Source organism: Salmonella sp. NW645 (genome assembly GCF_051703725.1).
Classification (GTDB): domain Bacteria; phylum Pseudomonadota; class Gammaproteobacteria; order Enterobacterales; family Enterobacteriaceae; genus Salmonella; species Salmonella enterica.
In genome coordinates this window covers 1-20,786 of record NZ_JAMMKR010000014.1, presented here as the reverse complement: position 1 = coordinate 20,786, position 20,786 = coordinate 1, and the positions used below count along the sequence as shown (strand labels likewise).

15 protein-coding genes are annotated in these 20,786 nt (G+C 51.1%); 9 read left to right on the top strand and 6 right to left on the bottom strand.

The window, feature by feature from the left end; all coding sequences use genetic code 11:
- Positions 1-23: 23 nt before the first annotated feature.
- From gyrA to NA389_RS21080, 3 genes are all read right to left on the bottom strand, one after another.
- Entirely contained in the window at positions 24-2,660 is a 2,637-nt protein-coding gene (gene gyrA, locus NA389_RS21090) for a DNA topoisomerase (ATP-hydrolyzing) subunit A (RefSeq protein WP_001281271.1), read from the bottom strand.
- A gap of 409 nt (positions 2,661-3,069) precedes the next feature.
- Positions 3,070-4,272: a mandelate racemase/muconate lactonizing enzyme family protein gene (locus NA389_RS21085; protein WP_000705581.1), complete on the bottom strand. Its 1,203-nt coding sequence runs from the start codon at positions 4,270-4,272 to the stop codon at positions 3,070-3,072.
- Between the two features lie 14 nt (positions 4,273-4,286).
- Entirely contained in the window at positions 4,287-5,612 is a 1,326-nt protein-coding gene (locus NA389_RS21080; RefSeq protein WP_000098077.1) for an MFS transporter, read from the bottom strand.
- Positions 5,613-5,661: 49 nt separating this feature from the next.
- Here NA389_RS21080 and NA389_RS21075 point away from each other — a divergent pair, with 49 nt between their 5' ends.
- From NA389_RS21075 to yfaE, 5 genes are all read left to right on the top strand, one after another.
- On the top strand, positions 5,662-6,546 hold the full coding sequence (locus tag NA389_RS21075) for a GntR family transcriptional regulator (RefSeq protein WP_000944714.1): 885 nt from the start codon (positions 5,662-5,664) through the stop codon (positions 6,544-6,546).
- Positions 6,547-6,628: 82 nt separating this feature from the next.
- Complete coding sequence (gene ubiG / locus NA389_RS21070; protein WP_001091009.1) at positions 6,629-7,357, top strand: bifunctional 2-polyprenyl-6-hydroxyphenol methylase/3-demethylubiquinol 3-O-methyltransferase UbiG; 729 nt, start codon at positions 6,629-6,631, stop codon at positions 7,355-7,357.
- 356 nt (positions 7,358-7,713) lie between these two features.
- Entirely contained in the window at positions 7,714-9,999 is a 2,286-nt protein-coding gene (gene nrdA / locus NA389_RS21065; RefSeq protein WP_001076491.1) for a class 1a ribonucleoside-diphosphate reductase subunit alpha, read from the top strand.
- 112 nt (positions 10,000-10,111) lie between these two features.
- Positions 10,112-11,242: a class Ia ribonucleoside-diphosphate reductase subunit beta gene (gene nrdB, locus NA389_RS21060; protein WP_000332026.1), complete on the top strand. Its 1,131-nt coding sequence runs from the start codon at positions 10,112-10,114 to the stop codon at positions 11,240-11,242.
- Positions 11,242-11,496, top strand: coding sequence for a ferredoxin-like diferric-tyrosyl radical cofactor maintenance protein YfaE (gene yfaE / locus NA389_RS21055; RefSeq protein WP_000533921.1), 255 nt, complete (start codon positions 11,242-11,244; stop codon positions 11,494-11,496). The genes nrdB and yfaE overlap by 1 nt, the downstream gene beginning before the upstream one ends.
- A gap of 1 nt (position 11,497) precedes the next feature.
- Here the strand turns inward: yfaE and NA389_RS21050 are convergent, their stop codons facing one another.
- Positions 11,498-12,688, bottom strand: a complete 1,191-nt coding sequence (locus NA389_RS21050) for an MFS transporter (protein WP_000660247.1) — start codon at positions 12,686-12,688, stop codon at positions 11,498-11,500.
- A gap of 161 nt (positions 12,689-12,849) precedes the next feature.
- On the opposite strand from NA389_RS21050, the gene NA389_RS21045 reads away from it, so the two are divergent.
- Positions 12,850-13,728 carry a LysR family transcriptional regulator gene (locus NA389_RS21045; protein ID WP_000176726.1) on the top strand — a complete coding sequence of 293 codons (879 nt, stop codon included), beginning with the start codon at positions 12,850-12,852 and terminating at the stop codon, positions 13,726-13,728.
- Positions 13,729-13,843: 115 nt separating this feature from the next.
- On the opposite strand, the gene glpQ is transcribed toward NA389_RS21045, so the two are convergent.
- Both glpQ and glpT read right to left on the bottom strand, forming a co-directional pair.
- The gene (gene glpQ / locus NA389_RS21040; protein WP_000858944.1) at positions 13,844-14,914 is read right to left on the bottom strand and encodes a glycerophosphodiester phosphodiesterase; all 1,071 of its coding nucleotides are present in this window, start codon (positions 14,912-14,914) and stop codon (positions 13,844-13,846) included.
- A gap of 4 nt (positions 14,915-14,918) precedes the next feature.
- Positions 14,919-16,277, bottom strand: a complete 1,359-nt coding sequence (glpT, locus tag NA389_RS21035; RefSeq protein ID WP_000948739.1) for a glycerol-3-phosphate transporter — start codon at positions 16,275-16,277, stop codon at positions 14,919-14,921.
- A gap of 272 nt (positions 16,278-16,549) precedes the next feature.
- Between glpT and glpA the strand changes: the two genes are divergently transcribed.
- Genes glpA through glpC form a run of 3 tightly spaced genes read left to right on the top strand, consistent with a single transcriptional unit; the run spans position 16,550 to position 20,614 of the window.
- Positions 16,550-18,178: an anaerobic glycerol-3-phosphate dehydrogenase subunit A gene (gene glpA / locus NA389_RS21030; protein WP_000857205.1), complete on the top strand. Its 1,629-nt coding sequence runs from the start codon at positions 16,550-16,552 to the stop codon at positions 18,176-18,178.
- Positions 18,168-19,427 carry a glycerol-3-phosphate dehydrogenase subunit GlpB gene (gene glpB, locus NA389_RS21025; RefSeq protein WP_000667163.1) on the top strand — a complete coding sequence of 420 codons (1,260 nt, stop codon included), beginning with the start codon at positions 18,168-18,170 and terminating at the stop codon, positions 19,425-19,427. The genes glpA and glpB overlap by 11 nt, the downstream gene beginning before the upstream one ends.
- Complete coding sequence (glpC, locus tag NA389_RS21020; protein ID WP_001285726.1) at positions 19,424-20,614, top strand: anaerobic glycerol-3-phosphate dehydrogenase subunit GlpC; 1,191 nt, start codon at positions 19,424-19,426, stop codon at positions 20,612-20,614. The genes glpB and glpC overlap by 4 nt, the downstream gene beginning before the upstream one ends.
- The last annotated feature ends 172 nt before the right edge of the window (positions 20,615-20,786 follow it).

The window sequence follows — 20,786 nt, the reverse complement described above, 5'->3', positions numbered from 1 at the left end:
CCGGCCCTCGCACAGTAATAACATTACTCGTCAGCGTCATCCGCAACGTCGTCATCGCTTTCCGCTTCCGGGGCGATATCCTCATCCCCTTCCGCCACGCTGCCGTCGATAGCGTCGAGTTCTTCGTCATCTACCGGTTCAGCAACGCGTTGCAGACCCACCACGTTTTCATCTTCCGCCGTGCGGATAAGGATAACGCCCTGGGTATTACGTCCCACTACGCTGATCTCGGACACACGGGTACGCACCAGAGTACCGGCGTCCGTGATCATCATGATCTGGTCGCAATCGTCTACCTGTACCGCACCGACAACGGAACCGTTGCGCTCGGTCACTTTGATAGAGATAACGCCCTGCGTCGCACGAGACTTGGTCGGGTACTCGTCCGCTGCGGTACGCTTCCCGTAGCCGTTTTGCGTTACGGTCAGAATAGCGCCTTCGCCGCGTGGGATGATCAGAGAGACGACTTTATCGTCTCCCGCCAGCTTAATACCGCGCACACCGGTCGCGGTACGCCCCATCGCACGGACGGCGTCTTCTTTGAAGCGCACCACTTTACCCGCGGCCGAGAACAGCATGACTTCGTCAGAACCAGAAGTCAGGTCAACGCCAATCAGCTCGTCGCCGTCGTTGAGGTTCACCGCGATAATACCGGCGGAACGCGGACGGCTGAATTCGGTCAGCGCCGTTTTCTTCACGGTACCGCTGGCGGTCGCCATAAAGACGTTGACGCCCTCTTCGTACTCACGAACCGGCAGAATCGCGGTGATACGTTCGTTCGCTTCCAGCGGCAGCAGGTTGACGATCGGACGACCGCGCGCGCCACGGCTGGCTTCCGGCAACTGATAGACCTTCATCCAGTACAGACGGCCCCGGCTGGAGAAGCAGAGGATGGTGTCATGGGTGTTGGCCACCAGCAGGCGGTCGATAAAGTCTTCTTCTTTAATACGCGCGGCAGATTTACCTTTCCCACCACGACGTTGCGCTTCGTAATCCGTCAGCGGTTGATACTTGACGTAACCCTGGTGAGACAGCGTCACGACAACATCTTCCTGGCTAATCAGATCTTCGATATTAATATCGGCGCTGTTGGCGGTGATTTCGGTACGACGCTCATCGCCGAACTGATCGCGAATTAACTCCATCTCTTCGCGGATCACTTCCATCAGGCGATCGGCGCTGCCCAGAATGTGCAGCAGTTCAGCAATCTGCTCCAACAACTCTTTGTATTCGTCGAGCAGTTTTTCATGCTCCAGGCCGGTCAGTTTCTGCAAACGCAGATCCAGAATCGCCTGCGCCTGCTGTTCAGTCAGGTAGTACTGACCGTCACGCACGCCAAATTCTGGCTCCAGCCATTCCGGACGCGCGGCGTCATCACCGGCGCGCTCCAGCATCGCAGCAACGTTACCCAGATCCCACGGACGCGAAATCAGCGCCGCTTTCGCTTCTGCCGGCGTTGGCGCGCGGCGAATCAGTTCGATAATCGGGTCGATGTTGGCCAACGCAATCGCCAGAGCTTCAAGGATATGCGCACGGTCACGGGCTTTACGCAGTTCAAAAATAGTCCGACGCGTCACCACTTCACGGCGGTGGCGCACGAACGCTGAAATGATATCTTTCAGGTTCATGATCTTCGGCTGGCCGTGATGCAGCGCCACCATGTTAATACCGAAGGAAACCTGTAGCTGGGTCTGGGAGTAGAGATTATTAAGCACCACCTCGCCCACCGCATCGCGTTTTACTTCAATCACGATGCGCATACCGTCTTTGTCGGATTCGTCACGCAGCGCGCTGATGCCTTCCACGCGTTTATCTTTCACCAGCTCGGCGATTTTCTCGATCAGGCGCGCTTTGTTCACCTGATAGGGAATTTCATGGACGATGATGGTTTCGCGGCCCGTTTTGGCGTCAGCTTCAACTTCCGCGCGGGCGCGGATGTACACTTTGCCACGACCGGTACGGTAGGCTTCTTCGATACCACGACGACCGTTGATGATCGCGGCGGTCGGGAAGTCCGGACCCGGAATATGTTCCATCAGCCCTTCAATGCTGATGTCTTCGTTGTCGATATACGCCAGGCAGCCGTTAATCACTTCCGTCAGGTTGTGCGGCGGGATATTCGTCGCCATACCTACTGCGATACCGGAAGAACCGTTCACCAGCAGATTCGGAATTTTGGTCGGCATGACGTCCGGAATTTTTTCCGTACCGTCATAGTTATCCACGAAATCCACCGTCTCTTTTTCGAGATCGGCCATCAGTTCGTGGGCGATTTTCGCCAGACGGATCTCCGTATAACGCATTGCCGCCGCGGAGTCGCCGTCAATAGAACCGAAGTTACCCTGACCATCCACCAGCATGTAACGCAGCGAGAATGGCTGCGCCATACGAACGATGGTGTCATACACTGCGGAATCGCCGTGGGGATGGTATTTACCGATTACGTCACCAACGACACGGGCAGATTTTTTATAGGCTTTGTTCCAGTCATTGCCCAATACGTTCATGGCGTAAAGTACGCGACGGTGTACCGGCTTCAGGCCATCTCGGACATCCGGCAGCGCACGGCCAACAATGACCGACATCGCATAATCCAGATAGGAGCTCTTCAGCTCTTCCTCAATGTTGACCGGTGTAATTTCTCTCGCAAGGTCGCTCATCTAACCGCTATCCCTCTACTGTATCCCGGATTCAAAGGTCGCAAATTATAACACATTCGCCCACGTACTGGTAAACGGAATGCAGCCAGACAATGCTTTATTCGGGTGCCGCATGCTCTCTTCATTTATAAGCGTGGTCTCGGCGTTTATTGGCGATCGGCTTCAGAGGCGACACAGGGGAGATCGGGGCCTGGCCAGGAAGAGGTTAGAAAATCAATACCTCCCGTGTATACCCGTCATACTTCAAGTTTCATGTGCGTTGGCAGCGAGTTACTCGGCCCATCCCTGGGCCTCGCCCCGTCGGGGTTAGCGCAAGCGCTGTTCAAGACGGTTAACCATTTTATCCTGCAACTCGAATTATTTAGGGAATATGCCGGGAGGCATAAACAATAATCAGTATCACCAGATGCTATTTAATCACATAGGCCAGATATTCTTTCACTACCTCATCGTTTAATTCCTGACCCAATCCGGGCTGTTCCGGCGCGACATAATAGCCATTTTCCGGCTGATAATCGTGGGTACAAAGTTCCCGAATAGATGCTTTCATCGCATTAGTATGATGCTCATGAATAATAAAGTTGGGAATTGCTGTTTCCATATGCAGCGCGGCTACCGTGGAAACAGGACCGCCGCAAACATGCACCTGTACAGTGGTGTCATAAATATTAGCATAGTCACAGATTTTCTTTCCTTCGGTAATTCCGCCGCAGAGACACAAATCAGGTTGAGCTACGGCAATAGACTGCTTCTCCAGTAATTCCCTGTATCCCCATCTTGTGTAGGAACGCTCGCCAGTGGCGATTGGAATCGTTGTTGAACGGGAAACTTTCTGCATATTATCAGAATTTAATGGATGAATCGGTTCTTCATAAAGAAAGATACGATACTTTTCTATCGCCTTCGCAAATTGAATAGCTGAGTTGGTACCGAGAAGAGAATGGATTTCCACGATAATATCAGCATCATCCCCCATTGCTTCACGCATAGCGGCAATTCGCGCTTCCCCCATTTTTAATTGATCGGCCAGTAACAATCCTGAATAGTTACGATTTTTATTCTGAAAAACACAGTCATCGCCATTACGATCGATTTCGAGTGGATCCACTTTAATCGCATCATATCCATCGTCAAGAGCCGCACGCGCCGCCTCAGCATATTCATCAGGTGTCACTAATATCTGGCGTTTATCCCCCCAACCAAATTGTAACTGACTAGCATAGGTTCTTAATTTTTCATTGGTTTTCCCACCAAGGAGCTGATAAACAGGTACACCTAAATATTTACCTTTGATATCCCAAAGAGCAATATCAATAGCGCTCATTCCGGCATAAAAAACGTTCCCGCCCCCCATCCCCCAAAAAGTCTTTCTGAAAAAGAACTCCCAAATTTTTTCGATATTTAATGGATCTTCACCCACAATCAATGGCGCCAGATCTCTGATGATCCCTACGCCAGCTTTAGCGCCTGCGCCATAGGCCAGTCCTACTTCGCCAATACCACTTAATCCTGAGTCGGTATTCACCCGAATAAGTACTGGATTATAGGAGGACATCGTTTGATCTCTTTTTTTTAATTCACAGTCAAAAACTTCAATAGACGTAATTTTCATAATTTCTCCATTTATCAGGTTCGTAATACAACATTTATTTGTTGGTTTTTTTCTTTTTTCACATCAATTTTCATTAACGCCAGAACGGCTACCGCAGCGAAGCAAAGTATTGCCTCTACAATAAATATTCCTGTCGCACCATAATGAGTAGAAACGAATCCCAGTGATTTATTAATCAGGAATCCGCCAAGACTTGAACATGAGTTAATAAACGCAATGCTGATAGCCAACCCTGACGGCGACAATAATGCAGAAGGCAGCGCCCAGTAAGGTCCGTAATAGCTGAGGATCCCAACACCATAAAACGTTAGCCCCAGCATTCTCAACGACATTGAGGGGACAAGAGCAATCATCAGAAAACCACAGCCCGCCAGAAACATGGGTAATGCAGCATGCCATTTTCGTTCATTCTTTTTATCGGAATGCCAGCCCCACCAGGGCATGCTGAACATAGCGAAAATAAACGGAATACTCATGATTAAACCAACGTCAGTATCCGTAAAATCAGCTGAAAATCCCTTCACCAACCCCGGCAACCAGTAGTTTGCCGCCAGAGCAGCCGCCTGAATCAACATGTAGGCGAAAGAAAGCTGAAGCAAAACTGGATTTTTGATTACTGAAAGAAAGGATGAGTTGGTATTTTTATTTAATGCAGCTGCGGTTTCATTGTCAGTGCGTAATTTATTAACTAAGGCCGATATCTGCTGTGGCGTAAGCCATTTAGCCTTTTCTGGACTGTCAGGCAGTAAATAAAATGTCAGGATGCCAAGGAATACGGTAGGGATACCTTCAATAGCAAAAAGCCAGCGCCAGCCTTCATAATCCGGGGTATTCAAATGCTCGATGATCCAACCAGACATCGGTGCAGCCAATACCGATGCTACAGCAATAGATAACATGAAGAAACTATTGACTTTTCCGCGTTCACGAGCCGGGAACCAGCATGCAAGATAATAAACCATGCCCGGAAAAAAGCCAGCTTCAAATACCCCCAAAAAAATGCGAGCCAGCAAAATATGTTGAGTATCTTTAGCAAAAAAAATCAGCCCAGTTACCGCTCCCCAGCCGATAATAATGGAACTAATCCATTTTCTTGCGCCAAGCTTTTGCAAGCCAATGCTACTCGGAATTTGAAAGATTAAATATGATATGAAGAATATAGAAGAAATATTAGCGAAATCCTCAGGCGTAATACCGAGAGATTCATTCATACGTAATGCAGCAAACCCAATATTGACACGATCCATATAGTTAAAAAAGTAAAGAATAAAGGCCAAAGGAATGATTTTCCTTTTTACAATACGAATTGCATCGTATAAATTTTCTTGTGGACTACTCATTTTGCATCACCTTTTATGATTCAATGAATAAGGGTATTGACCGGAATCGATGTTACGTAAAAAACAATACAATTCAAAAGCTAATGTGTCATATCTGATATATCAGCAAGCAAACTTAATGAAATATACAATAACAACAATAAAGTATGTAAATTTTCTTATATCTGATATATTAGATCCGTTAATTTTGAATAAATTAATTACAATGGAGCCGGGTTTAACCATGGAGGAGAAGAAAATGAAAAATAGATTAAAGCGTGACTTTAGTCACATATCAATTGAAATACCCAAATCCATCACCCAGGTGATTAAAGAGAAAATAAGGGAGATGATTATCCATGGCGATTTCGATCTTGGGCAAGCGATCAGTGAAAATGAACTATCAAATATTCTGATGGTAAGTAAAACACCAATTCGTGAAGCTTTTATTTGGCTGAGCTATAATGAAAACCTGGTCAACATCATTCCCCGCAGTGGGACATTTGTTTTTTCTGTCACCGACGAGGATATCAATGATCTCATCAAAATGAGAGTTATCCTTGAACAGGGCGCAATTCGTGAAGCGATGGAGAAAAATGCTAACAATGTCATAGTCGAATTAAGCAATATTTTATCGAAGTCAGCAAAAATTAATGCAGAGCGAGATACGCAAGCTTACCTCAAACTGGATCATGATTTTCATTATGTTTTTGTGAAATATGCCGATAATAAATACATTTCGCAAGCACACCTGTTGATCTCAGCACGTTTATTGGCAATTCGCTACAGACTGGATTTTACCGCTGAATATATCACCAGCTCTAACCGGGGACATGCCACTATTTTGGATATGTTAAAAAACAACAACGTCGAGGGCGTCTGTAATTTTATCACGCACCACATCGGTAGCGGTTTTACAGAACGTGCAAGAAAACTTCTTGCGCTGAAAGCGTAATAAAGACGGCAGTAGATATAACGCAGCGACTTTGCACCTGCTATACTGCCCCGATAGATCAATAGCGGAATCTCATGTACTCATGAACACTGAAAAACCGTCGGTAGCTCACAACGTTGACCATAATGAAATCGCCAAATTCGAAGCCGTCGCGTCGCGCTGGTGGGATCTGGAGGGCGAATTCAAGCCATTGCATCGCATCAACCCCCTACGCCTTGGCTACATTACTGAGCGCTCAGGCGGCCTGTTTGGCAAAAAGGTACTCGACGTCGGCTGTGGCGGCGGCATTCTGGCGGAAAGTATGGCACGCGAAGGCGCAACCGTCACCGGGCTGGATATGGGCTTTGAGCCTTTGCAGGTCGCCAAACTGCATGCGCTGGAAAGCGGCATCGAGGTAGAGTACGTGCAGGAGACGGTTGAGGAACATGCGGCAAAACACGCCCAGCAATACGACGTCGTCACCTGTATGGAAATGCTGGAGCACGTTCCCGATCCGCAATCGGTCGTCCACGCCTGCGCCCAACTGGTTAAACCCGGCGGTGAGGTGTTCTTCTCAACGTTGAACCGCAATGGGAAATCCTGGCTGATGGCGGTCGTCGGCGCTGAGTATATTCTGCGCATGGTGCCAAAAGGCACGCACGACGTGAAGAAATTCATTAAGCCTGCTGAACTGTTAAGCTGGGTAGATGAAACCGTCCTGAAAGAGCAACATATCACCGGGCTGCACTACAACCCGATAACCAATACTTTCAAACTCGGTCCCGGAGTAGACGTTAACTACATGTTGCATACCCGCGCTAAAAAAGCCTGACATCAAAGAATTTTCCTATAAGGGTTGCGTTAGATCATCGGGCGCAACCTTTCTCTTCGATGAAGAAATCAGCATTCGATCAAATTTTGATTTTTTTTTATGAATTGTTGACATCCTCTCCAGGCCTTATCAGACGCGCATTTAGCGATTCTTACTCTTTTACAACCGCAATTTAACGCCAAAATCAACTCTTGTACTCAAAAGAATCCCTACTAGAATACTCACCATATAGCGTTTCACTTATCGATTACCCCCTATATATAGTATTTATCCACAGAGTTAGTCACAACGTGGCGTTGTGGATAAGCGGGGGGATATTTTTTCTTTCACGGACAGGTAAACAGGTAGAAAACCACATGAATCAGAGTCTGCTGGTGACAAAGCGTGACGGCCGTACTGAGCGCATCAATCTCGACAAAATTCATCGCGTGCTTGATTGGGCGGCAGAAGGACTGAATAACGTATCGGTTTCTCAGGTCGAGCTACGCTCGCATATTCAGTTTTATGATGGGATTAAGACCTCCGATATCCATGAAACTATCATTAAGGCTGCCGCAGACCTGATCTCTCGCGATGCGCCGGATTATCAATACCTGGCTGCACGTCTGGCGATTTTCCACCTGCGTAAGAAAGCCTTCGGCCAGTTTGAGCCGCCCGCACTTTACCACCATGTGGTAAAAATGGTTGAGCTTGGCAAATACGACAATCATCTGCTGGAAGACTACACGGAAGAAGAGTTCAAGCAGATGGATTCGTTTATCGTTCACGATCGCGATATGACCTTCTCCTACGCTGCCGTTAAGCAGCTGGAAGGGAAATATCTGGTGCAAAACCGCGTGACCGGCGAAATCTATGAAAGCGCGCAGTTCCTCTACATTCTGGTAGCGGCCTGCCTGTTCTCGAACTATCCGCGTGAAACGCGTCTTGACTATGTAAAACGTTTTTACGATGCGGTCTCTACGTTCAAAATCTCGCTGCCGACGCCAATTATGTCCGGCGTGCGTACCCCAACCCGTCAGTTCAGCTCCTGCGTACTGATCGAGTGTGGCGACAGTCTGGATTCCATCAACGCCACCTCCAGCGCTATCGTGAAATACGTTTCTCAGCGCGCCGGTATCGGTATCAACGCGGGACGCATTCGTGCGCTGGGCAGCCCGATTCGCGGCGGCGAAGCCTTCCACACCGGCTGTATTCCGTTCTACAAGCACTTCCAGACGGCGGTGAAATCCTGTTCGCAGGGCGGCGTGCGCGGCGGCGCGGCGACACTGTTCTATCCGATGTGGCACCTGGAAGTGGAAAGCCTGCTGGTGCTGAAAAACAACCGTGGCGTGGAAGGCAACCGCGTACGTCACATGGATTACGGCGTACAGATCAACAAACTGATGTACACCCGCCTGCTGAAGGGCGGCGACATTACGCTGTTCAGTCCGTCTGATGTACCCGGACTATACGATGCGTTCTTCGCCGACCAGGACGAATTCGAACGCCTGTACGTGAAATATGAAAACGACGACAGCATCCGCAAACAGCGTGTGAAAGCGGTCGAACTGTTCTCGCTGATGATGCAGGAACGCGCCTCTACCGGTCGTATCTATATCCAGAACGTTGACCACTGCAATACTCACAGTCCGTTCGATCCGGTTGTCGCCCCGGTACGCCAGTCTAACCTGTGTCTGGAGATTGCCCTGCCGACCAAACCGCTGCACGATGTCAACGATGAAAACGGCGAAATTGCGTTGTGTACGCTGTCTGCATTCAACCTGGGTGCCATTAAAACTCTGGACGAGCTGGAAGAACTGGCTATTCTGGCAGTACGCGCTTTGGATGCTCTGCTCGATTATCAGGATTACCCGATTCCGGCTGCCAAACGCGGCGCAATGGGCCGTCGTACGCTGGGCATTGGCGTGATTAACTTCGCCTACTGGCTGGCGAAAAACGGTAAACGTTATTCCGACGGCAGCGCCAATAATCTGACGCATAAAACCTTCGAAGCCATTCAATACTATCTGCTTAAAGCGTCCAACGAACTGGCGAAAGAGCAAGGTGCCTGCCCATGGTTCAACGAAACCACCTATGCAAAAGGCATTCTGCCGATCGACACCTACAAAAAAGATCTGGATGCGATCGTCAACGAACCGCTGCACTACGACTGGGAACAGCTGCGTGAATCGATCAAAACCCACGGTCTGCGTAACTCCACGCTATCGGCGCTAATGCCGTCGGAAACGTCCTCCCAGATCTCCAACGCCACTAACGGTATCGAACCACCGCGCGGCTACGTCAGCATCAAGGCCTCGAAAGACGGTATTTTGCGTCAGGTCGTGCCGGATTATGAGCATCTGAAAGACGCTTACGAACTGTTGTGGGAGATGCCGAACAACGACGGTTATCTGCAACTGGTGGGTATCATGCAGAAGTTTATCGATCAGTCGATTTCCGCCAATACCAACTACGATCCGTCACGTTTCCCGTCAGGAAAAGTGCCGATGCAGCAACTGCTGAAAGATTTGCTCACCGCGTATAAGTTTGGCGTGAAAACTCTGTACTATCAAAATACCCGCGACGGCGCAGAAGATGCGCAGGACGATTTGGCGCCTTCTATTCAGGACGATGGCTGCGAAAGCGGCGCTTGTAAGATCTGATGAATAGTGCCGGGTAGCGCTATGCTTACCCGGCCTACGATTGTACGGTTTGTAGGCCGGATAAGGCGCTTGCGCCGCCATCCGGCGCTCATCCCATAAAGGATTCACTTCAATGGCATACACCACTTTTTCACAGACGAAAAACGATCAGCTCAAGGAACCCATGTTCTTTGGCCAGCCGGTCAACGTTGCACGCTATGACCAGCAGAAATATGACATCTTCGAAAAACTGATCGAAAAACAGCTCTCTTTCTTCTGGCGTCCGGAAGAGGTCGACGTCTCCCGCGATCGTATCGATTATCAGGCGTTGCCGGAGCACGAAAAACATATCTTCATCAGCAACCTCAAATACCAGACGCTGCTGGATTCCATTCAGGGACGTAGCCCGAACGTCGCCCTGCTGCCGCTCATTTCCATCCCGGAGCTGGAGACGTGGGTAGAGACCTGGGCGTTTTCTGAGACGATTCACTCACGATCCTACACCCATATTATTCGTAACATCGTCAACGATCCGGCGGTCGTGTTTGACGATATCGTGACCAATGAGCAAATTCAGAAGCGCGCCGAAGGGATCTCCGCCTACTACGACGAACTTATTGAGATGACCAGTTACTGGCATCTGCTCGGTGAAGGCACCCATACCGTTAATGGCAAAACGGTTGTCGTGAATCTGCGTGAGCTGAAGAAAAAACTGTATCTGTGCCTGATGAGCGTGAACGCGCTGGAAGCCATCCGCTTCTACGTCAGCTTCGCCTGCTCTTTCGCATTTGCCGAGCGTGAACTGATGGAAGGCAACGCCAAAATTATCCGTCTGATCGCCCGTGACGAAGCTCTGCATCTGACCGGCACGCAACATATGCTGAACCTGTTGCGTAGCGGCGTGGACGACCCGGAGATGGCGGAAATCGCCGAAGAGTGTAAACAGGAATGTTATGACCTGTTCGTGCAGGCGGCGCAGCAGGAAAAAGAGTGGGCGGACTATCTGTTCCGCGACGGTTCGATGATCGGCCTGAATAAAGATATCCTGTGTCAATACGTTGAATATATTACTAATATTCGTATGCAGGCGGTAGGGCTGGATCTGCCGTTCCAGACCCGCTCCAACCCAATCCCGTGGATCAATACCTGGCTGGTGTCCGATAACGTTCAGGTCGCGCCACAGGAAGTGGAAGTTAGCTCTTATCTGGTCGGACAAATCGATTCGGAAGTCGATACCGACGATCTGAGTAATTTCCAGCTCTGATGGGACGCGTCACGCTGCGTATCACTGGCACACAACTGCTGTGCCAGGATGAACACCCTTCTCTGCTAGCCGCGCTGGAATCGCATAACGTTGAGGTGGAGTATCAGTGCCGCGAAGGTTATTGCGGCTCCTGTCGTACCCGGCTGGTTGCCGGTCAGGTTGACTGGATTACGGAACCTTTAGCGTTTATCCAGCCGGGAGAGATTTTGCCCTGCTGCTGCAGGGCAAAAGGCGATATCGAAATCGAGATGTAACTCAGTGCAACTCGCTGGTGGAAACCAAAGGCATCACGCCACGTTTTTTCATCTGCACGGCATACAGTGCGCCAGCGAGTACCACCAGCACCGCGCCAGCGACATAAATCATACGATAGCCAACCGACTCAACCATCATTCCCATGATAAAGGCGCCAATCGCCATTCCGGCATCCATCGCGTTAAAGAACAGTGAATTCGCCACGCCGATTTTATGCGGTTCAACCGAGCTGATAATTTGCGTCTGGAAAACCGGCGTGACCGAACCGTAGCCGATACCGATTAGACCGCCGGAAATAATCATCATGATGCTGCCATTGGTGTAGCCCAGCGCCACCAGACCGATGGTAAAAGCCAACAGACATGGGAAAACAACATATTTCGGCCCTTTTTTATCACAAATATTCCCGGTGAAGGTACGGCATATCATCAGGAAAATCGCGTAGCACAGCAGGAAATTACTGGCCGCCGCCATTAAATCCAGCTCACGCGCATACAGCGCCAGGAAAGCCGATACGCCGGCATAGGAGAAAGTCATAAAAAAGGTGACCAGCGCAAAAGGCAAGGCGGCGCGGTCAAACATCGCGGCAAAACCCAGATTCGGCTTCGAACCATCGGCATGACGAATTACCGGAGGGACCGTCACAATCAGGGAAAGTACAATCCCTAACGCCGCTACAGCGGAACAAAGCCAGAATGCGGCAGTGAACGCGTTCCAGCGGGCCATATTCAAACCGATCCACGGTCCGACGACCATCGCCAGGCCCATCGCTAAAGAGAAAAAGCTGATGCCCTCTCCACGTCGGGAGGCCGGAATTAACCGCGCTGAAATAGTTCCTTTTACCGTGGTAATAACACCAAACGTAATCCCATGAAGTACGCGGATAAAGAGCAGCGACTCGATAGAATGGCAAACCGGATACAGCGCGGTAATCACCAAAAAAGCCAGAGAAGAGAGCACCAGAATCTTTTTATTCGAATATTTTCCCACCCACTGTCCGGCAAACGGCCGAATAACAATTGCCGCGGCCAGGAAACATGTCACTAACAGCCCGGCCTTATCTGCAGAAGCATGCAGGCGGTCAGCGATATAAATGGGTAATAAAGTTAGCAGTACATAAAAAACAAAAAAGATAATAAAACTGACTATGGTGATTGCCCAAAAATCCTTCGTCCATAATTTTTCTTTCATTCTTAACGACCCGCTCAGATGGCGCACGCAGGCAACGCTCAGCTCAACTGAACACCTATCAGGTGCGTCAAAATGTGATGTATTCGATAGAATCGCAGTATAAACAAGTGCACTCTATTAGAAAAATTAATCGTTTTAATTATATTAATTAGGTTTTACTAATGACACTAACCCAAATCCACGCCCTGCTTGCCGTACTGGAGTACGGCGGATTTACCGAAGCCAGCAAACGGCTATACATGACACAATCCGCCGTCAGCCAGGCCATCTCCGCGCTTGAGGAGGAGCTCGGCGTTGACATATTGATTCGTGAGCGTCGTAAAGAGATTGAGCTTACCGCCGCCGGTAGCCGCATCGTCAGGCACTTACGCGCGATCCAGCGCGACGTCAACGCGGTAAAAGAGATTGCCGAACAAGAAAAAAAGAACCCGGCCCGTACGCTACGGATTGGCTGTTTTCCCAGCGCCTGCGCCTGCATTTTACCCGGCGTCATTCGCTATTTTGAAAGCCATCATCCAAATGTAAAAATTATCCCCTATGAAGAGAACAGTACGGCTATTATTGATTCGCTGCAGGACAGAAGTATTGATGCCGGTTTCGTTCCTTTTCCGGTCAACGGTATGTATTGCGTCCCCATTTACCGGGATAAATTCACCGTAGTGGTGCCTGAAAATCATCCCCTGGCGGCCAATAGTACAGTAACGGTTGAAGAACTGATGGACGAACCCCTTATTGTCAGTAAAGGTCGTTATGAATTAAGCATTATGGCGTTGTTTAAAGAAAAGGGTATTGAGCCGATATTTAAATATGAATTTAACCATCCCGATACTGCGCTGAATTTTATTCGCCAGGGATTAGGTATCGCCTTATTGCCAGAATTAACCTTAAAAGCCACGACAGGAAAATTATGTTCCGTGGCGCTGGAACCCACCTTTTATCGACAAATTTCCCTGTTAGCAAAAGAACCGCCAGTAGAAGGAAGCCCGCTATTTTTATTACAAAAATGTATGGAAACACTGACCGATGAGAGGTTGCTATAAAACAACACCGCCCGATGGCATTGCGTTTACCAGACTTACGCTGGCAAACGTTGCGCCAGGCCGGATGAGGCGTTTATGCCCTCATCCGGCGCGTCACTTCTACTATGGCAAACCTTTAGTCATTTTTTTGCAGGAACATGACCGCCTTATCCGGGAAGTCAGTGAACAGCCCGTCGACGCCCGCCTTGTTATACAGGATGTCGTACAACTGATTAACGTCTGTGGCATAGTCCGGCAATTGATCGGCACGCACAGTGTAAGGATGCACTACCATCTTATTCTGATGCGCGTCTTGCACCATTCCAGTCAGCTTGATATTCCCTTTCGTTGAGCCTTCCGCGACCAGCATATGGTAATCCGGACCAATACCGTCCGCATATTCCGCCACCTGCTTCATAGCGCCCGGCTTAAACATCCAGTCGTAGTTGTAATTTACCCAACGACCGTCCGGCTGTTTCTGCTGTGTTTCATTCCAGTCGGTATACGCAATAAGCTGAACCAGATTGAGATCCATCCCCATTTTGGGTTCCAGTTCATTCTTAATACGTTTCAGTTCAGCGACATCAAAACACTGCAAATAGACATTGTCCTGCTTGCCGGTGTAACCATACTTCTTCAGCACTTCCAGCGTTTTCGCGGCAATATCTTTCCCTTCCTGATGATGGAACCACGGCGCTTTAATTTCCGGATAAATACCGATATTTTTACCGGTAGAGTGATTTAATCCCTGAACGAATTCAATTTCCTCTTCAAAGGTATGAATGCGGAAATCAGATTTTCCCATCGGGAAACGGCCCGGATAAGTTTGTACTTTTTTGCCGTTTTCAATATCAAACCCTTCGGTAAACTTCAGGGATTTAATTTCATCCAGCGTAAAATCGATAGCGTAATAGCGCCCATCTTTACGCGCCCGGTTCGGAAAACGGTCAGCGACGTCAGTCACCCGATCAAGGTAGTGGTCATGGAGGACGACCAGATGGTCGTCCTTTGTCATCACTAAATCTTGTTCCAGATAATCTGCCCCTTGCGCATACGCCATCGCTTTCGCCGGTAGCGTATGCTCCGGCAGATAACCGCTGGCACCACGGTGGGCGATAACGACTTTTTCAGCCGCCACGGCACAGCTTCCGATGGCCATTCCTGCCAACATCAACGCCACGCTAAGGTTTTTCAGTGTGGTTTTCATGTTATTAGCCTCCGTTGCGTTTTAACTGCAGCTCATCATGATGGCGTTTTTCGCCAATCATCACGACCACCAGCAGGATTACCGCCAGAATGCTGCCGCCAATCATCACCATAAAGCCGCCATCCCAACCGAAGAAGTCAACGGTATAACCCACAATGGCGCTTGCAGCGACAGAACCGCCCAGGTAACCAAACAGACCGGTGAAGCCCGCCGCCGTACCCGCCGCTTTTTTCGGCGCCAGTTCCAGCGCGTGCAGACCGATCAACATTACCGGGCCGTAGATCAGGAAGCCGATGATAATCATACAAGCCATATCAACGTTCGGGTTTCCTGCCGGGTTCATCCAGTAAACGATGGTCGCGATAGTCACCAGGGTCATAAAGAACACGCCCGTCGCACCGCGGTTGCCGCGGAAGACTTTATCCGACATCCAGCCACACAGCAGCGTGCCCGGAATACCCGCGTATTCATACAGGAAATATGCCCAGGAGGATTTATCCAGTGCGAAATGCTTCACTTCTTTCAGGTAGGTCGGCGACCAGTCGAGGATACCGTAACGCAGCAGGTAGACGAACACGTTGGCGATAGCGATATACCACAGTAATTTGTTCGGCAGTACGTACTGCATGAAGATTTGCTTCGCAGTCAGCTCTTCTTCCGCTTTTTCGTTGTAGTCATCCGGATAGTCGTTTTTATACTCTTCGATAGGCGGCAGACCGCAGGATTGCGGCGTATCGCGCATCATTGCGAAAGCGAACAGCGCCACCACAATCGCGCCAAAGGCTGGCATATAGAGCGCCGCTTTCCAGTCGTTAAACCACGCCATCCCCAGCAGGAACAGCAGTGGCGGGATCCCGCCGCCGACGTTATGCGCACAGTTCCAGACCGACACAATGCCGCCGCGTTCTTTCTGCGACCACCAGTGAACCATCGTACGTCCGCACGGCGGCCACCCCATCCCCTGGAACCAGCCGCAAAGGAACAACAGTACAAACATCACGGCGATGCTGGATGTCGCCCACGGTACAAAGCCCATAAACAACATGACTGCTGCGGCCAGAATCAACCCTGCCGGCAGGAAAACGCGCGGATTCGAGCGATCGGACACCGAACCCATTATAAATTTCGAAAAACCATAAGCGATGGAAATCCCGGACAGCGCAAAGCCCAGATCGCCGCGTGAAAAACCCTGTTCTACCAGGTAGGGCATCGCGAGGGCAAAGTTCTTGCGCACCAGATAATACGCGGCATAGCCAAAGAATATCCCCAGGAAAATCTGCCAGCGTAATCGGCGATAGGTCGGATCAATCTCCGCCGCTGGCAAGCGCGCTTTATGCGGCGCTGGTTTAAAAATACTCAACATATTGTAGCCTCCGTGGCCCGTATTTTATTTAGAGGTAAACACCGCAGTTTGTTCAAACAACCCCGCTGCTCCCAGTGTGGCCGCGATGTTAAGTAAAGATACGTCACGTTAATGTGAATTACAGCACATATTGTTACAGTTTTATGACTAATGTTCAGAAAGGCGCACGAAATCACGTTTCATTTTCGAATAATGAGCGATTATGCGCGAAATCAAACATTCCATATGATTTGTATGGCTAAATGATAAAAAACGAACTGTGAGGAAAAACAATGAAAACTCGCGACTCGCAAGCAAGTGACGTGATTATCATTGGCGGTGGAGCAACAGGCGCAGGGATCGCCCGCGACTGCGCGCTGCGCGGTTTACGTGTCATTCTGGTGGAGCGGCATGATATAGCGACCGGCGCGACCGGGCGTAACCACGGACTGCTGCACAGCGGCGCTCGTTATGCGGTTACCGACGCGGAATCCGCGCGCGAGTGCATTAGTGAAAACCAGATTTTAAAACGGATCGCCCGCCATTGCGTCGAACCGACGGATGGTCTGTTTATTACGTTACCGGAAGATGATCTTGCGTTTCAGGCCACCTTTATTCGCGCCTGTGAAGCGGCAGGCATTCGCGCTGAAGCCATCGATCCGCAGCAGGCTCGCATCATCGAACCTTCCGTTAACCCTGCGCTCATCGGTGCGGTAAAAGTGCCGGATGGCACCGTGGACCCTTTCCGCCTTACCGCCGCCAATATGCTGGATGCCAGAGAACATGGCGCAATCGTGTTAACGGCGCATGAAGTGACCGGGCTCATTCGTGAAGGCGCAACGGTCTGCGGCGTCCATGTGCGCAACCATCTCACTGGCGAAACCCAGACGCTTCACGCGCCGGTGGTGGTCAATGCGGCAGGTATCTGGGGGCAACGGATCGCCGAATACGCCGACCTGAGTATTCGCATGTTCCCGGCTAAAGGCTCGCTGTTGATCATGGACCATCGGATCAACCAGCATGTCATTAACCGCTGCCGGAAACCATCGGATGCCGACATTCTGGTACCTGGCGATACGATTTCACTGATCGGCACCACCTCTACCCATATTGATTACAATGAGATAGACAGCAACCGCGTCACCGCAGATGAAGTCGATATCCTGCTGCGTGAAGGGGAAAAACTGGCCCCTGTCATGGCGAAGACGCGTATTCTGCGCGCGTATTCCGGCGTCCGCCCGCTGGTGGCCAGCGATGACGATCCCAGCGGTCGTAACGTCAGCCGCGGTATTGTGTTGTTCGACCACGCCGAACGCGACGGGCTTGATGGCTTCATTACCATTACCGGCGGGAAGCTAATGACTTACCGCCTGATGGCGGAATGGGCGACCGACGCCGTGTGCCGCAAGTTGGGCAATACTCGCCCCTGCATCACGGCGGATACGCCGTTGCCTGGCTCAAAAGAGTCTACGGAACATACGCTGAAACGCATTATCTCGCTTCCCGCGCCGCTACGCGGATCGGCGGTTTATCGGCATGGCGATCGCACGCCGGGGTGGCTGAGCGAAGGCCGCCAACACCGTAGCCTGGTCTGTGAATGCGAGGCCGTCACGGCGGGAGAAGTGCAGTATGCCGTCGAAAACTTAACCGTGAATAGCCTGCTGGATCTGCGTCGTCGCACCCGCGTAGGGATGGGCACTTGCCAGGGCGAGCTGTGCGCCTGCCGCGCGGCCGGGCTATTGCAGCGTTTTAATGTGACGACCGCGGCGCAATCTATTACGCAACTCTCTGAATTTCTGAATGAGCGCTGGAAAGGCGTACAACCTGTCGCCTGGGGAGACGCGCTGCGCGAAAGCGAATTCACGCGCTGGGTTTATCAGGGATTATGCGGTCTGGAGAAGGAGCACCAGGATGAAATTTGATACGGTTATTATGGGCGGCGGTCTCGCCGGTTTGCTGTGCGGACTGCAACTCCAGCAGCATGGATTACGCTGCGCCATCGTCACCCGCGGACAAAGCGCGCTGCATTTTTCCTCCGGCTCGCTGGATCTACTCAGCACCCTGCCCGACGGCCAACCGGTGACCGACATTACCGCCGGGCTTGATGCACTGCGCCGCCAGGCGCCTGAACATCCTTATTCGCGTTTAGGCACGCAAAAAGTCCTCACGCTGGCGCAACAGGCGCAAACGCTACTTAACGCCAGCGGCGCGCAGTTATACGGCGACGTACAGCAGGCGCACCAGCGTGTCACGCCGCTTGGCACATTGCGTTCAACCTGGCTTAGCTCGCCGGAAGTACCGGTCTGGCCGTTATCCGCACAGCGAATTTGCGTCGTCGGCGTTAGCGGATTACTGGATTTCCAGGCGCACCTTGCGGCAGCGTCGCTGCGTCAACGCGCTCTCAACGTGGAAACCGCAGAAATCGACCTTCCGGAACTGGACGTACTGCGTGATAACCCGACGGAATTTCGCGCGGTCAATATTGCGCGTCTGCTTGATAACGAAGAAAAATGGCCGCTGCTGTACGACGCGCTGTCGCCAATAGCGACAAACTGCGACATGATCATCATGCCCGCCTGTTTCGGGCTGGCGAACGATACGCTGTGGCGCTGGCTTAACGAACGTCTGCCCTGCGCGCTCACGCTGCTGCCGACGCTGCCGCCATCGGTGCTCGGTATTCGTCTGCACAATCAGCTCCAGCGCCAGTTTGTCCGTCAGGGCGGCATCTGGATGCCGGGCGATGAAGTGAAGAAAGTCACCTGCCGTCGCGGTACCGTGAGCGAAATATGGACCCGCAACCATGCCGATATCCCACTGCGCCCGCGTTTTGCCGTACTTGCCAGCGGTAGCTTCTTTAGTAGCGGTCTGGTTGCCGAGCGCGAAGGGATCCGCGAACCTATTTTAGGGCTCGACGTACAGCAAACGGCCACCCGCGCCGAATGGTATCAACAACATTTCTTCGACCCACAGCCCTGGCAGCAGTTTGGCGTCGTGACGGATGACGCTTTCCGCCCCTCCCTTGCGGGCAACACGGTAGAAAATCTGTATGCAATAGGTTCTGTGCTGGCGGGATTCGATCCTATAGCTGAGGGATGCGGCGGCGGCGTCTGCGCAGTCAGCGCCCTCCAGGCCGCGCACCATATCGCTGAGCGTGCAGGAGAACAGCAATGAGCGACACACGTTTTGAAAGTTGTATTAAATGTACGGTGTGCACCACCGCGTGCCCGGTCAGCCGCGTTAATCCTGGCTACCCTGGCCCTAAACAGGCCGGACCGGATGGCGAACGCCTGCGTCTGAAAGACGGCGCCCTGTATGATGAGGCGCTGAAATATTGCATTAACTGCAAACGGTGTGAGGTCGCCTGTCCGTCGGACGTGAAGATTGGCGATATCATCCAGCGCGCCCGCGCGAAATACGATACGACGCGCCCGTCATTGCGTAACTTTATTCTCAGCCATACCGATCTGATGGGCAGCGTTTCAACGCCGTTCGCGCCGGTGGTCAATACCGCCACCGCATTAAAGCCAGTGCGCCAGTTGCTTGATTACGCGCTCAAAATCGATCATCGCCGCACCTTACCAAAATACTCTTTCGGCACCTTCCGCCGCTGGTATCGTAGCGTGGCGGCGCAGCAGGCTAAATACAAAGATCAGGTCGCCTTTTTCCATGGCTGTTTTGTGAATTACAACCATCCGCAGCTCGGAAAAGATCTGATTAAGGTGCTGAACGCAATGGGTACCGGCGTACAGTTACTGAGTAAAGAGAAGTGTTGCGGCGTACCGCTGATCGCTAACGGTTTTACGGATAAAGCTCGCAAGCAGGCTATCAGCAATGTGGAGTCGCTACGCGAGGCGATTGCCGTCAAAGGTATTCCGGTCATCGCCACGTCATCCACCTGTACGTTTGCGTTGCGCGATGAATATCCTGAAGTGCTGGACGTGGACAACGCCGGGCTGCGCGAACATATCGAGTTGGCCACCCGCTGGCTATGGCGCAAACTGGATGCCGGGAAAACGCTGCCGCTTAATCCTTTGCCGCTGAAAGTGGTCTACCATACGCCGTGTCATATGGAAAAAATGGGCTGGACGCTTTACACGCTTGAACTATTGCGGCAAATTCCGGGGCTTGAATTGACGGTACTTGATTCACAGTGCTGCGGCATTGCCGGTACGTATGGATTTAAAAAGGAAAACTATCCGACATCACAGTCCATCGGCGCGCCGCTGTTCCGCCAGATTGAAGAGAGCGGCGCCGACATTGTCGTCACCGATTGTGAAACCTGTAAGTGGCAAATTGAGATGTCTACAAGCAAACGCTGCGAACACCCCATTACGCTACTGGCCCAGGCGCTCGGCTAAGTAAAAAGCGCCGGAGCCCCTCCGGCGCCATTACCCTACTCACCAGGGCCGATTTTCCATCAGACATATACCCTTCATACTTCAAGTTGCTTATGTGGGTGATGCTGCCAACTTACTGATTTAGTGTATGATGGTGTTTTTGAGGTGCTCCAGTGGCTTCTGTTTCTATCAG

Bases quoted from the DNA above. Each gene is read 5' to 3' on its own strand.
- yfaE (WP_000533921.1), top strand. From the start codon at position 11,242: ATGGGACGCGTCACGCTGCGTATCACTGGCACACAACTGCTGTGCCAG.
- glpB (WP_000667163.1), top strand. From the start codon at position 18,168: ATGAAATTTGATACGGTTATTATGGGCGGCGGTCTCGCCGGTTTGCTG.
- ubiG (WP_001091009.1), top strand. From the start codon at position 6,629: ATGAACACTGAAAAACCGTCGGTAGCTCACAACGTTGACCATAATGAA.
- NA389_RS21080 (WP_000098077.1), bottom strand. From the start codon at position 5,612: ATGAGTAGTCCACAAGAAAATTTATACGATGCAATTCGTATTGTAAAA.
- glpC (WP_001285726.1), top strand. From the start codon at position 19,424: ATGAGCGACACACGTTTTGAAAGTTGTATTAAATGTACGGTGTGCACC.
- nrdA (WP_001076491.1), top strand. From the start codon at position 7,714: ATGAATCAGAGTCTGCTGGTGACAAAGCGTGACGGCCGTACTGAGCGC.
- gyrA (WP_001281271.1), bottom strand. From the start codon at position 2,660: ATGAGCGACCTTGCGAGAGAAATTACACCGGTCAACATTGAGGAAGAG.
- NA389_RS21050 (WP_000660247.1), bottom strand. From the start codon at position 12,688: ATGAAAGAAAAATTATGGACGAAGGATTTTTGGGCAATCACCATAGTC.
- NA389_RS21075 (WP_000944714.1), top strand. From the start codon at position 5,662: ATGTTACGTAAAAAACAATACAATTCAAAAGCTAATGTGTCATATCTG.
- NA389_RS21085 (WP_000705581.1), bottom strand. From the start codon at position 4,272: ATGAAAATTACGTCTATTGAAGTTTTTGACTGTGAATTAAAAAAAAGA.
- nrdB (WP_000332026.1), top strand. From the start codon at position 10,112: ATGGCATACACCACTTTTTCACAGACGAAAAACGATCAGCTCAAGGAA.
- glpQ (WP_000858944.1), bottom strand. From the start codon at position 14,914: ATGAAAACCACACTGAAAAACCTTAGCGTGGCGTTGATGTTGGCAGGA.
- glpA (WP_000857205.1), top strand. From the start codon at position 16,550: ATGAAAACTCGCGACTCGCAAGCAAGTGACGTGATTATCATTGGCGGT.
- glpT (WP_000948739.1), bottom strand. From the start codon at position 16,277: ATGTTGAGTATTTTTAAACCAGCGCCGCATAAAGCGCGCTTGCCAGCG.
- NA389_RS21045 (WP_000176726.1), top strand. From the start codon at position 12,850: ATGACACTAACCCAAATCCACGCCCTGCTTGCCGTACTGGAGTACGGC.